At 60.4% G+C, this 13,209-nt stretch carries 9 protein-coding genes and 1 pseudogene; 5 read left to right on the forward strand and 5 right to left on the reverse strand.

From position 1 onward, the window contains the following. Window positions 1-106: 106 nt before the first annotated feature. The 3 genes and pseudogenes from ABH944_RS39255 to ABH944_RS39265 form a co-directional block, all read left to right on the forward strand. A pseudogene (locus ABH944_RS39255) lies at window positions 107-1,477 on the forward strand (methyl-accepting chemotaxis protein); the annotation flags it as partial. A 275-nt stretch (window positions 1,478-1,752) separates the two neighbouring features. Further along, complete coding sequence (locus ABH944_RS39260) at window positions 1,753-2,445, forward strand: GntR family transcriptional regulator (RefSeq protein WP_404613777.1); 693 nt, start codon at window positions 1,753-1,755, stop codon at window positions 2,443-2,445. 647 nt (window positions 2,446-3,092) lie between these two features. Then, window positions 3,093-4,835, forward strand: coding sequence for a methyl-accepting chemotaxis protein (locus ABH944_RS39265; protein ID WP_404613775.1), 1,743 nt, complete (start codon window positions 3,093-3,095; stop codon window positions 4,833-4,835). Window positions 4,836-4,859: 24 nt separating this feature from the next. Here ABH944_RS39265 and ABH944_RS44660 read toward each other — a convergent pair whose 3' ends face one another. Together ABH944_RS44660 and ABH944_RS44665 are read right to left on the reverse strand one after the other, a co-directional pair. Next, the gene (locus ABH944_RS44660; protein ID WP_472975148.1) at window positions 4,860-5,324 is read right to left on the reverse strand and encodes a porin; all 465 of its coding nucleotides are present in this window, start codon (window positions 5,322-5,324) and stop codon (window positions 4,860-4,862) included. 24 nt (window positions 5,325-5,348) lie between these two features. Continuing rightward, entirely contained in the window at window positions 5,349-5,918 is a 570-nt protein-coding gene (locus ABH944_RS44665) for a porin (protein WP_472975149.1), read from the reverse strand. A gap of 454 nt (window positions 5,919-6,372) precedes the next feature. Here ABH944_RS44665 and ABH944_RS39275 point away from each other — a divergent pair, with 454 nt between their 5' ends. Continuing rightward, window positions 6,373-7,284 (forward strand): NAD(P)-dependent oxidoreductase, encoded by a 912-nt coding sequence (locus tag ABH944_RS39275; protein ID WP_404613773.1) that lies wholly within the window; start codon window positions 6,373-6,375, stop codon window positions 7,282-7,284. Between the two features lie 30 nt (window positions 7,285-7,314). Further along, window positions 7,315-9,360 carry an alpha/beta hydrolase domain-containing protein gene (locus ABH944_RS39280; protein ID WP_404613770.1) on the forward strand — a complete coding sequence of 682 codons (2,046 nt, stop codon included), beginning with the start codon at window positions 7,315-7,317 and terminating at the stop codon, window positions 9,358-9,360. An 88-nt stretch (window positions 9,361-9,448) separates the two neighbouring features. On the opposite strand, the gene ABH944_RS39285 is transcribed toward ABH944_RS39280, so the two are convergent. The 3 genes from ABH944_RS39285 to ABH944_RS39295 all read right to left on the reverse strand — a co-directional run bounded on the left by ABH944_RS39285 (window position 9,449) and on the right by ABH944_RS39295 (window position 13,010). Beyond that, window positions 9,449-10,312, reverse strand: coding sequence for an ABC transporter permease (locus ABH944_RS39285; protein WP_404613779.1), 864 nt, complete (start codon window positions 10,310-10,312; stop codon window positions 9,449-9,451). 99 nt (window positions 10,313-10,411) lie between these two features. Further along, a complete protein-coding gene (locus tag ABH944_RS39290; RefSeq protein WP_404613768.1) occupies window positions 10,412-11,398 on the reverse strand; it encodes an ABC transporter permease in 987 nt (328 codons plus the stop codon). A gap of 58 nt (window positions 11,399-11,456) precedes the next feature. Next, window positions 11,457-13,010, reverse strand: coding sequence for an ABC transporter substrate-binding protein (locus ABH944_RS39295; RefSeq protein WP_404613766.1), 1,554 nt, complete (start codon window positions 13,008-13,010; stop codon window positions 11,457-11,459). Between the last annotated feature and the right edge of the window lie 199 nt (window positions 13,011-13,209).

A 13,209-nucleotide genomic window follows, 5' to 3' on the forward strand; every position in this document is an offset into this window, starting at 1 on the left:
AACTCAAGAGCGCTCAAAAACGGCCCTCGATCATTGCGGCGTGCTGGATGCAGGCTACGCTCTGGTGACGTCATAAATTATGGAAGTCTCAATAAGCGTCCCCGACGGCAGGCTGCTCGTCGCGTTCGCGGTGCCAATCGTGCGCGACGGCGAGGTAAAGGCTGTCGTGGTGGGGAATGTTAGGCCAGACAGTGTGATCGCAAACGTGAAGTCGATTCATCCGACGCCGCTGAGTTTCGGAATGTTGGTCGACAGCCGCGGTCGTATCGTCGCGCACCCGAACTCGGAACTCACGCTCAAACCGGTCACCAGCGTCGCGGCCGAAATCGGCGGGACGAAGCCCGGGTGGATGGCGGCAACGAAAGCGCTAATTGAGGTTCACGTCAGAGGTGACGCAAAGCTGGTGCGCGCGCAGCCGGTGCCGGGCACCGACTGGTACGTGCTCGTTGCACTCGACAAATCCGAGGCCACGATCGGGATGCGCTCGTTATTGAGTGCATCGCTCGCGACCCTCCTTGTGCTGGCCGGCGTATCGTCGCTGATTGTAGGCGCGATCACGGCTGCTGCGTTCCGTCGGCTGTCTCTGGTGCGTGAATTGATGGCCGCGATCGGCTCGGGCACAGGCGACCTGACGCAGCGCCTGCCGGTCGACGGCCGGGACGAGGTCGCCGACATCGCACGCTCGCTCAACAGCTTCGTTGGCAAGCTCCACGATGTGATGCGACAGATCCGCAACGCGAGCGAATCGGTGCGCTCGGCCGCGACCGAGATCGCGGCCGGCAATCGGGACCTGTCGTCACGCACCGAGTCAGCAGCCGCGAGTCTCGAGGAAACGGCCGCGTCCATGGAAGAAATCACAGCGACGGTCGCGCAGTCTGCGGCGGCGGCCGGCCAGGCCAACGAACGCGCGGCCGCCGCGTCGAAGGTTGCGTCGCATGGCGGCGCGGTTGTGTCAGACGTGGTCGCGACGATGGAGAAGATCGAGGAAGCGTCGGGCCGGATTGGCGACATCATTGGCGTGATCGACGGCATTGCGTTCCAGACCAACATCCTGGCGCTGAATGCGGCTGTGGAAGCCGCACGCGCGGGAGAGCAAGGCCGCGGCTTCGCGGTCGTCGCTGAGGAAGTGCGCAGCCTCGCACAGCGCAGCGCGCAGGCCGCGCGCGAAGTGAAGGCACTGATCGAATCGACTGTCGCAAGCGTCGAGGCCGGGTCGGGGCAGGTACGTCAGGCCGGTGAGACGATGCGCGAGATCGTCGCTAATGTCGCGAACGTGACGACAATTATCTCCGAAATCACGTTCGCGGCAAACGAACAGACGCGCGGCATCCAGGAAGTCAATCGCGCGGTCACGCAACTCGACGAGATGGTGCAGCAGAACGCCGCGCTAGTTGAACAGTCGACTGCAGCCGCGACCGCGTTGCAGGCGCAGGCGGACGCACTTGCTTCGACGATCGACCGGTTCAAGGTCACCTGACAGGTCGCCCAGGTCTTTCATGTTGGAGAGGCGGTCATCCCGATGCGTTTTGTGCGGAGCCGCATGCGGTCGGTTTTGTTCGGAAGGGTAGGGCTCTCCGGGAAACGGGCCAGCGATTTATTTTTAACGGAATGGCGTTATAAGTATGGCCAGCTCCTCAAACGGCATCCAGACGCTGTTACAGATCGGCATGTGTCATGAGTTTTGAAACTCCTACGGGCGCGGGACGACTGCTTACTATAGAATTTGCTGGATCAAACCCCTATGAATCTCGCATGCTTTCCAAGAAGACTGACCCACAGCGGCGTCCGACACCGAGGCTTAATAAAACGGAGTCGCTCCTCGACACGATCTACAGTGACATAAGGAGGCGCCTCAATCTTGGTGAATGGCGTCCCGGCGACCGATTGCTAGACTACGAAATTGCCCAGGATTTCGACTGCACACGGATGCCCGTTCGCCAGGCACTCCTCCGTCTTGTCAACGATGGCCTGCTCAATTCGACAACCCGGGGTTTTCAGGTTCCCGTGCTCTCTGACGCCGAGATTCGCGAGATTTTTGAAGTACGCCGAGTTCTGGAACCCGCTGCTGCAGCAATGGCCGTTGCGGTCGCTGATCCAAATCAGCTTAGAGCGTCGCTCACGAAGGCAGTTGATATTGCGAAGGTTGCGCTCACTCATCAAGATACCGCACTCATGGTCAGCGCAAACACGGCTTTTCGCCGTGCGTGGTTACAGTGCGTTCGCAACGATCGACTTCTCCAAATGATCGCCATGTCGGCCGACCACGCCAATCAAGTTCGGTTTTCAAACACTCAAGATGTCGGGAACTATGCGAACACAATATCAGAGCTGGAGAAATTGGCCGACGCACTGACAAGCCAGGATTCAACCCGTGCGCGGACAGCCATGTTCAATTTCTTGCTAGCTGCCGAGTCCGCCTATTTTGCCCGGGTCCAGCGCGTTTAATTGATCGTGGTGTGCGCCAGCGACAACCCGCGCTCGGCCATCATCTCTACCAGTCTCCCGCGTGGCGCGGGTTCACCAATACGGCCTCACTGATCGCGTTGCCCCGCATGGCATGGAATAGAAATATCCGGTCCGTGCACTGCTCAAATTCACAGGTAGCGAACGTGATTTAATCCGCGACCTGCTGCCCAAAATCCTTACAAAATAAAACCGCTTAAGCGTTCCCACCTCAGGCTAAATCCACGTTTCGGCCTGGTCTCCTTGCGTGTGCATGGTGAGGGCGTAGGACGGCTCGACCGCAAGCCAAGATTTGGTAAGAATGATAAGGATTGCCTTACATCACTACCAGCATTGACCGACTGCCGATATTTTAATTGGTTAGGTTAAATCGTCCGCACTTCGCGCTGTCGTCGAGATCATGACGCCTCCGCAACATTCCATGCCTCGTGCGACCGTAGCTCTTCCATACTCGGGTCTGAACTTGAGCAAACGGAGATCGACACGCGGACCATGTCATGAATTGCTTGCCCTTGTGCCCGAATCAGGACGTCCGCATGGTCTCGGACGATCTTCGTCACGTCTGCGTTATCCGCAATAGCAGAAATTGTTCAAATTCGTAATAAATTCAGATGAAGGTAGACCAGCCCATGAAGACGTATTTTTCTGACTTGAAGATCGGTGTTCGACTTGGTTTAAGTTTTGTGCTGGTTCTAGGCATCCTTTGTAGCGTGGCACTTCTAGGCGTAACGCGGATCAACGCGATCAACAATGCCATCACGCATGCGGTCGATTTCACGGCGAATGAAAGCAGCTTCATTTCCGAAATCCGGGGAAGTGTGAAGGATGCGGGCGATGCGACGCGAAACATCATCATCCTCCACGATGCCTCACGCATGGACGCACAAAAGCAGGCACTCGAGCGGGATCTCGCCGTTAGCGGCGAAGCGGAGAAGAAACTCAATGAACTCTTCGGCCGTGACCCGGGTGTGACCGGCGAGGAGGTGAGTTTTCTGAAGCAGATAAGGGCGGCACGCGATGAGGCCGTACCTCTGGTTGAAAAAACGGCGAACCTTGGGGCCAGCAATGATCCGGGCGCAGCCGAGGTCATGATGAACGAGACCGCTCCTGCACTGGAACGCTGGATACAGGTACTTTCAGACTTCCGGAAGTACGAACTGAAGGCAGGCGCCAACGCAGCGGCAGATGCACATGCCACCTACGCCAGCAGCCTGACGGCCATGCTTACGTTAAGTGGTATTGGCATACTGCTCGGCGTGGTCGTCGCGTGGCTGGCGACGCGCAGCATTACCGTACCCATTGCACAGGCCGCCCGGCTCGCGCAGAGCGTCGCTTCAGGCGATTTGACATCGCGTGTTGAAAACAACCGGCGTGACGAAATCGGGCAGCTCCTGCAATCCTTGCAGACCATGAACGGTAACCTGACGGATGTCGTGTCCGGAATCCGCACCACCACAGAGTCGGTCACGGTCGCATCGCAGGAAATTGCCAGCGGCAATACCGACCTGTCGGCACGAACCGAAGAGCAAGCGGCCTCTCTTGAGCAAACCGCCAGCAGCATGACGCAGTTGACCGAAACCGTGAAGCAGAATGCGGATAACGCCAGGCAGGCGAATGCGCTTGCCACGCGCGCCACCGACACGGCCGATGCCGGCAACGAAGCGGTGCAAGGGATGGTCACCACGATCGGGAAGATCAGCAGCAGCTCGAGCAGGATTTCGGAAATCACCGGCGTGATCGAAGGCATCGCCTTCCAGACCAACATTCTGGCACTCAATGCCGCCGTCGAGGCGGCCCGCGCCGGGGAGCAGGGACGTGGCTTCGCGGTGGTGGCGAGCGAGGTCCGTAGCCTGGCCCAACGCTCCGCGGCTGCCGCCAAGGAAATCAAGGATCTGATTGGCTCGTCCGTCTTGATGATTCAGGACGGTGCCAGGCAGGCAACCGAAGTCAGCGGAACCATGGGACGGGTCAAGCAGTCGATCAGGCAGGTCTCCGATATTGTCGGCGAGATTGCCGCAGCGTCTGAAGAACAGAGCCTTGGGATTGAACAGGTGAATCAGGCTGTGGCACAAATGGATGAAGCGACGCAACAAAACGCAGCCCTGGTTGAAGAGGCGGCCGCAGCCGCGCAATCACTTGAAGAACAGACAAAGCATCTGCTGAAAGCGGTATCGGTATTCAGGCTCGCCAGTAGGGGGCAATCCGCGACACGCATCATGGTCCCGCAAGCCAAGCCGGCCTTGTCTGCGCCCGGAAGGTCGGCCACACGCCGTGCGGAGTCGCCAATGGCGAGGATCCGCCCGGCCAGCATCGCCAACCAATCTACCGCCATCGCTGCCGGTACAGCGAACTCCGACTGGCAAAATTTCTGACTGATCCTGTTCAGCGGATGATCGTCAGAACTTGTGTCGAATCCCGACGTCGACCAGCATCTGGTTCCGGCCGGACGAACCGGACAGATTGATGAAGTTCGCGTGCGCGTTGTTTCCCGCCGCGTGCTGGACCATGTACTGCGTGTACACGTCAGTGCGCTTGGAGAAGGCGTAGTCGAGTGTCGTGCTGATTTGATGCAGCTTGATGTCGCCGATCTGGGTCAGAGCGTAAGCGGCGCCGGCGCTGATGTCGGGACGGATAAAGTATGTGAACCCCAGATGGCCGTTCCGGAACAGCCCGTTCTCGACGCCCTGACCTCGCACGCCCGCATAGAGCGCCTGCGTGTACATGGCATAGATGAGTCCTCGGGAGTACGTGTAGCTGGCGCCGACGCCCATCGAACGCAGATAGCTCCCGCCAATCACCACCGTCCCCGTGGGCCGGCCAGTCAGGCTCGAAATGTCCAGCGTGGTTCCGGCCACCTCCACGTAAGCTGCGCCGACGCTCCACGGTCAGCGCGTGTAGCTCACTCCGGTGCTGTACGAGCGGCCCGTGCCGTTGATATTCCCCGCGAGATTTGAGAACGCGTAAGCGGCGCCGAATTGCAGCCCATTCCAGTCGGTCGACTGGTATTTCACCGCATTGGCGACGCGCAAGCTGTTGGCGCGATCGTTCCCGAACGGATGGTCGGCGTAGTTACCCAGTAGGTAGGTGGAGGTCTCGTATTGGGATAGCGTCGCGCCCAGCATGTCGTACTGTAGGCCCGCGGTCAGCGTGCCCAGCTTCTTGTCGCTCAGGCCCACGAACGCCTGACGGCCGAACAGCGCGCCGCCTTGACCGGCGGCGCCGGTCTGCGTCGAAAAGCCATTTTCGAGGACGAACACCGCCGACGTGCCGCCACCGAGATCTTCAATTCCTTTGAAGCCCAGCCGGTTGTTCTGGATCGTGCCGGTCAGCGCCGAGATCTGCGTCTGTCCGCCAGCGTTGCTCAGATAGCCGATGCCTGCATCAATGACGCCATAAAGCGTCACGGAGCTTTGGGCATGAGCTGTCGAAATCATTCCGGAGGCCGCCAGGGTCATCAGCGCGAGCGGGCAAGGGCAGCCGGGACGGAGCGAGAATCTTTTTTTGTACATGTCGAGAAATGATTGAGTCACGCAGGAACAGGCGTGCGGTGAGCTGGTATCGGTGCCGGCCGGCGCTTGCTTCTTCCCGCGTACGGACCAGCACTCCGTCGCAAGAAATGATCAAAAGATCATGTGATCAGAGTGTTCTGGTGCCAAAAACTGCTGTCAAGACTTTCTTGCTTCCGGCGGCCAACGTGGGGAAATCTCCACACGTTCCGGCTGATACGGCGCTTCAGAGGCGCCATTAAGGTCCGATTGCACCGCTGTAGTGGGGTCTCGCCAGCGGAAATGTGCCATTTGTCGCGTGGCGGGAAGCCGGAATGGTCGAACTGACACGTACAGTCTAAAAATTGATCAAATAATATGAACGTGGTGTAATCACGTCGGACCTGATTTCAACGGACGATTCATGGCCTTCCAGACTGGCTTGCTCTTACCAGGCGCGATTGGCGTCATCGGTCTCGGTAACATGGGTTCGGCGATAACCCGAGCGCTGCGGCGCAACGGGGTTGTCCCGGCCGTGCTCGATTGCGCCGCTCATCCGCTGCCCGGTTCGCTCGTCGGACTCGGCTTGCCGAGCGCGCGGTCGCCTGCCGCGCTGGCTGAACAGTGCGGGCTCGTGCTGACCTGCCTGCCTTCCTCTAAGGAAGTGCAGGAGGTGACCTCAGGCCCGGATGGACTTTTGTCCGTCGCGCGCGCGGGGCTGATTCATATCGACCACACGTCGGGGGAGCCAGCCGTCGCACGTGCGTTGCACGATGTCTACCAGGCCCGGCATGGCGCCTTCGTCGATGCCGCGATGCTTCGCACACCGGCGGCCGTGGAAGAAGGCAGGCTCGTGCTTCTGCTGGGTGGCGAGCGCGCGACGCTGGACGCTATCGATGACATCCTGTCGCTGTACAGCGAACGACGTTTGCACGTGGGACCGGTCGGTGCGGGCCATACGCTGAAGCTGATCGCCAGCTTCGTCGGACTCGGCGCGGCCACGTTGATCGCCGAAAGCTATGCGTTGATGAGCGCGGCCAACCTCGACGTGCGCTTTCTGCACGAGGCCATCACGGGCAGCGGCGCCGATAGCGGAACGTTTCAGGCGATCAGCGCCGCGCTGTTGAACGGGAGTGTTCCCGGAGCGAATACGCGCAAGCTATCGCTCGGCAATGCGCGTCGCAGTGTGGCCGCGCTGTGCGATCTTGCGCTGCAACTCGATACGGCAGCGCCAATGGCGACCAGCGCGGCGGCGTCGCTCGCGCGTTCCTGTGTCGAATTCGGCGAAGCGGCCGAGATTTCCTCGCTTGCTTCGCTTTCCATCCAACGACCGTAGTCATCGTTCGAACTTCAACGGTATCAAGCCATGCAAAAACTCAACTCCGATCCGGATGCGCAGGTCGTCTTGCACGATGTGCGAGTCGGGTCGTTCGCCGAAGGCCACGCATTTGGTCCTGGCCGCCTTTACGAAATCGTCAATGCCAGCGCTCAGGTAACTGTCGATCCAGTCGCTCCGCGTCATCATTGTGTGCTGGATCTCGCGAACGCCCAGCGCGACGAAGATGGCAAAGTCCGCTGCCGCACCGATGTGATGATCCTGCGTCCCGAGGATCACAGCAAAGGCAATGGATGCGTGCTGTTCGAGTTCGTCAATCGCGGCAACAAGCGCTTTCTGCAATTCTTCAACGACGGTTTTCCGACCAACGAGCCGGTGTCGTCTGCACACGCGGGGAATGGCTTTCTGATGGAGCAGGGCTTCACGATTGTGATCGTGGCGTGGCAGGCCGATGTGCTGCCTGGAAATGGCCGCATCTGTATTGACGTGCCGCCCATCGTGATCGATGAGCTGTCGCCGCAGCAGACGATCCGCTGCGAGTTCATTGCCGATATGAAAGGCGTGACCTGTCTGCCATTGAGCGGCAAGCCGGGCACGCGCAGTTACCCGGCTGTGTCGCTCGATACGCGCGCCGCCCTGCTGCGTCGGCGGCGTTATCCGAGTTCGGAGCCTGAGCGCATTGCGCCTGACACCTGGCAGTTTGCGCGCGTGGAAGGCGGGACCGGACTGGGCGCCGGCGACGTTAGCGCGGGCGAGCAGGCGATCGTCGCCAGCAGGTCGCATGTGTATCTGCCGGGCGGCTTCGAGCCTGGCTGGATCTACGAACTGGTCTATACGGCAACCGCGCCGATTGCGCTCGACATGGGCTTTCTCGCGGTGCGCGAGGTCATGAGTTTTCTGCGCTACGACACGGGCGCCGGCAATCCGCTTGCGGCCAGGCTTCCGAAACACGCTATCGCATGGGGACGCTCGCAGTCGGGGCGCGCCATTCGCGATTTCGTCTATCGCGGCTTCAATGATGCGGGCGATGGACGGCGTGTGTTCGATGGTGTCCTGCCGCATGTGTCGGGCGCGGGGAAAACCCTGTTTCATCGCTTTGCCAACATGGTCATTCCGGCATCCAGGCAGTACGAAGACTGGCTCAATCCCGCGGATCGTTTTCCCTTCTCGTACGCGAGCAGCGTCGATCACATCACGGGTGTCCAGGATGCCATTCTCACGCGTCCGGCCACCGATCCGCTCGTCATCCATACGCAAACCGGATCGGAGTACTGGTATAGACGCGGCTCGCTGGTTCACACCGACACGCGTGGCAACGATCTGGTGCAGCCTGATACGGTGCGGATCTATTTCTGGTCGTCGTCGCAGCATTGGTCGGACCCGCGTCCGGCTAAACCGGGTCGTGGTCCATGCGAGAACTTTCAGAATATCGTTTCGACCGTGGCCTTTTTCCGCGCGACGTTGTTGCTGATGCAACGCTGGATCACCGACGGAATCGCGCCGCCGCCAAGCAGAATCCCGAAGCGCGCAGACGCAACGCTGGTGCCGTTCGATGCATGGCGGGCAGCATTTCCCGCTATCCCCGGTGTGAAATTGCCTTATTCGCCGAACGTGCTGCCCTATGTCGACTACGGTCCCGAGCTGGCGCTCGGAGGTCCGATTGCCGAGCCGCCGATCGTGTCCGATACGCAGATCTACGCCGTCCTCGTGCCAGCCACGGATATCGACGGCAATGATGTGGCCGGCTTGCGCGCACCGATGGTCGAAGCGCCGTTAGGCACTTACACGGGCTGGAATATCCGCTTGCGTGGGCACGGGCATGGCGCGTTGCATGACTTCTCCGGCAGCTATCTTCCGTTTCCCGAGACCGTTGAAGAGGCCGGCATCACCGGCGATCCTCGCGCGCCCATCACGGCGCGCTATGGCAGCGCGCAGGGGTATGCCGAAGCAATTCGTGGCGCGGCGCTGGCCTTGATCCAGGACGGACTGCTGCTGTCTGCCGACGTCGAACGGATTACCGCGCAAGCGGCGGGATATGGCGAGGTGAACCACGTGCATCAGATGCCGGGCCAGTAGCAGACCTGACGTATCACCCATGGAGAAACGCCCCTCAAACCAGGTTCGCGGGGCGTTGCTTTTATTCGATCGCGCGATCAGCGTGCCGTTACGCTTGAGGATCGAGATAGTCGCGCAGCCAATCCCCGAACAGATTCACCGCGACCAGCAGGATAACCAGCGCGAGACTCGGGAAGAGCACCGTCCACCATTCGCCAGAAAACAGGTTGGCGTAGCCGACCTTGATCAGCGTGCCGAGCGAGGGCTGGTTGGCCGGCATGCCGAAGCCGAGAAACGACAGTGTGGCTTCCGTCATGATGGCGAATCCGAGGTCCATGGTCGCGAGTACGAAGATGGGGTTCGTCACGTTGGGCAACACCTGGCGCGCGATGATATTCGCATGGCCTCGCCCGACCAATCGCGCGGCGGCCACATAGTCGCGCTTTCTCTCGATCACCACCGAGGCGCGCACCAGCCGCGCAAAATGCGGCCAGTGTGCGATCCCCAGTGCCAGGACCACCACGACGATCGCATAGTGCTCACTGCCGTGTTTCGCGAGGATGGATTGCGTCACGCCGCCAATCAGCAGCGCCAGCAGCATCGCGGGAAAGGTGAACTGGATATCGGCCAGCCGCATGATGATGGTATCGACCCAGCCGCCGAAGTAGCCGCTCAACACCCCGCCCAGCGTGCCGAGCGTGGCCGACAGCGCGACGGAGAGACAGCCGACCAGCAACGAAGTGCGCAGTCCGTAGAGAATCAGCGAAAGCAGGTCCGCGCCCTGATTGTCGGTGCCGATCAGAAAGTACACGTTGCCGTCCGGCAGCCACGCCGGCGGAAGCTGCGAGTTCATCAGATCCAGCGATGCGCTGTCGTACGGATTCGTGGTCGACAGCCAGGGCGCGAAAATCGCCGCGCAAAGCAGCAGCAACAGCACGGTTGCCGCGCCGAGCGCACGCGGCGAGCGACGCATCGCGGAGAAGAAGGGCGCCAGCGCAGCCAGGCGCTTCAACGGCGAGCGCGACTGGCGCGGTGGCCTGGAGGACGAGACGGATGCTTGCATGGCGGTCTTTCAATGAGACGTTGCACGGCCCGCCACGCGCAGGCGCGGATCGGTCAACGCATACAGGAAGTCAACCAGAAGATTGACGGCGACAAAGAAGATGGCGACGAACACGAGAAACGCGGAGATCACGGGAACGTCGGTCTGAGACAGCGCCTGCAAAAACAGCGTGCCCATGCCGGGCCATTGATAGACCTGTTCCACCACCACAGCGAACGCGACCAGATAACCCATCTGAATGCCACTCACGGTGATGATCGGTATCAACGCGTTACGAAGCGCGTGCCGTGCGTAGAGGCGTCCGGCAGGTACGCCGCGGGCGCGGGCGAAGCGGATGAAATCGGCCTTCAGAATGCCGATCATCTCGGTTCGCACCAGCCGGGCAACGAGTGCAATCTGGCCGAGTGCCAGTGCAATCGCCGGCATGATCAATGACTCGATCCCGCTCGACGTCAACAGGCCCGTGCTCCAGAAACCGAGATGCGCCACCTCGCCGCGTCCAAACGACGGCAGCCAGCCGAGTCCGACCGAGAACAGGAAGATCATCCCGATGCCGAGCACGAAGGTCGGAATCGACACACCCACCACCGTCGACGTCATGACTGCATGCGGCCACTTGCGGTGCCGATGCACCGCGCACAGCACGCCGATCGGAATGCCGATGACCAGCGACAGCAGCAGCGCCGCGCCGGCCAGCTCAAGAGTGGCCGGGATGCGTTCAGCGAACATATCCATCACGGGGCGCTGGGCCGTGTACGACACGCCGAAATTGCCATGCAGCATGTTCGACACGTCGAACAGATACTGCTGCGGTAAAGGCGCATCGAGATGCATGCGGGCGCGAAGCGCCGCGCGGGCCGCCGGGGTGGCGTCGAAACCCAGAATGCTGGCGACCGGGTCGCCCACCGAATGAGCGAGCACGAACGCGAGCACACTGACCACGAACAGCACCAGTACTGCCTGCAATGCACGGCCGACCAGAAACGACAGATTCATGGCGCTTTCCTTGCCGGATATCGAATATCGAATATCAATTGAGCCGATGCGGCCGTTATCAATGAAGTTGAACGTTTTCGAGCACGACGGTGGAGTCGGCCCGTACCGGAATCTCGACTGAACGCTTCATGGCCCAGGCCAGTGCAGGCTGGTAGAGATAGACCGCGTGCACCTGATCCTTGCCGATGGCCAGACCCTTTTGATAAAGCGCGGTGCGTTGGGCCGGATCGAATGTGTTGACCAGTTCGTCGGTTACGGCGTCGAATTCCGGATTACTCCACAAGGCCCAGTTCTGCAGCCCACGGCCTCGTTTCGGATCGCGCGTCGCCATCACTGTCACGAAGGTATCCTGAGCATCGCCTGAATTGCCCGCCGCGCCGATCAGATGAAAACTGGAGCTGGGACCATTCACCAGCATCCGCGCGAATTTCGGCCACGGCATGCCGTTCACTTTCACATCAATGCCGATTCTGGCCAGCATGTTGGCAATAGCCTGACATGTCTCTTCTGCATTGACGTAACGCTCGAGAGGGCAGTTGAGAGTAGTGCGGAATCCGTTCGGATAACCGGCCTGCGCGAGAAGCGCGCGGGCCTGTGCGGGATCGTACGGCCAGTGCACGTCGAGGCTCTTCTGATAGCCGCTAAATCCTTGCGCCGTGGCCGTGCCGATCACATACGCGTTGCCGCGCATGATCTTCTTGACCAGCATCGGATCATCGATCCCGAGCGCGATGGCGCGCCTCACCAGCACATTGCGAAACGGATTTTGTGCCATAGACTGACCGTTCTTGTCGGTGGTGTCGAGCGCCTGGGTGCGCGAACCATCCATCTCCAGTTCCATGAAGAGCCGTTGCGGACCGGTTTCGACGTGAAAGGCCGGATTGCTTTTGACGCGATCGACATCCTGCAGCGGCATATCGGTGATCAGGTCCAGCTCGCCCGACAACAGCGCCGCGAGCCGTGTCGGACCCGAGGCGATCACGCGGTAGGTCGCTTGGGTCACATTGCCGTGGGACGTGCCCCACCATTTGTCGTTGCGACGAAACTCGGTCTTGACGTTGGGTTCCTGGGACACGAGCACCATCGGCCCCGAGCCGTTCTCGTGACGCAGCGAATACGCCTCTGAACCCTGCGCGCCCAGGTTGGGCACCTTGGCCAGATTGTGCTGCTCGCTCCACGTTTTCGACATCACGAACAGGCGCGTCATCTTTACGGGCAGGATCGGGTCGGGTCCGCTCGACACGACATCGACCGTGCCCGGATCGACCACGGTCGTCTCCTTGATGCCGCCGAACATTGCGCTGTACAGCGGACTCGTTGCCTGCCGTTTGATGGAGAAGGCAACATCGGTCGCCGTGACGGGCGTGCCGTCATGAAACGTCGCGCCGCGACGAAGGACGAAGCGCCAGCGGTTGCCGCCCAGGTACTTCCACTCGATAGCGATGCCCGGCTGAAGTTGCATGTCGGGCCCCAGTCCGACCACCGTGTCGTACACCTGGCGTACCAGGCTGGCTGTCACGAAGTCGTTCGTGGAGTGCGGATCGAAGGTCAGCGGCGAGGTTGAACCTGCGTAGTTAAACGCGGCCGCATACGCAGCAGTAGAAATGATCAAATTTAAAAGAACCGCACTCGCGGCGCGTCGCAAGACACCCATCAGTTGCACTCCCTTCCTTAAAATTCGGCTTTCCCGACGCATCATGATCATTAAATATCATTTGATCAAGTTATTTACAGATTAATTTTTTTGGCTTACCTTGCATGCCAGAGGTTCGATACGGCACTGCCCCTTACGGCAGCGTGCGATCGAGCGA

It is taken from the genome of Caballeronia udeis (genome assembly GCF_044909315.1).
Lineage (GTDB): Bacteria > Pseudomonadota > Gammaproteobacteria > Burkholderiales > Burkholderiaceae > Caballeronia > Caballeronia udeis_A.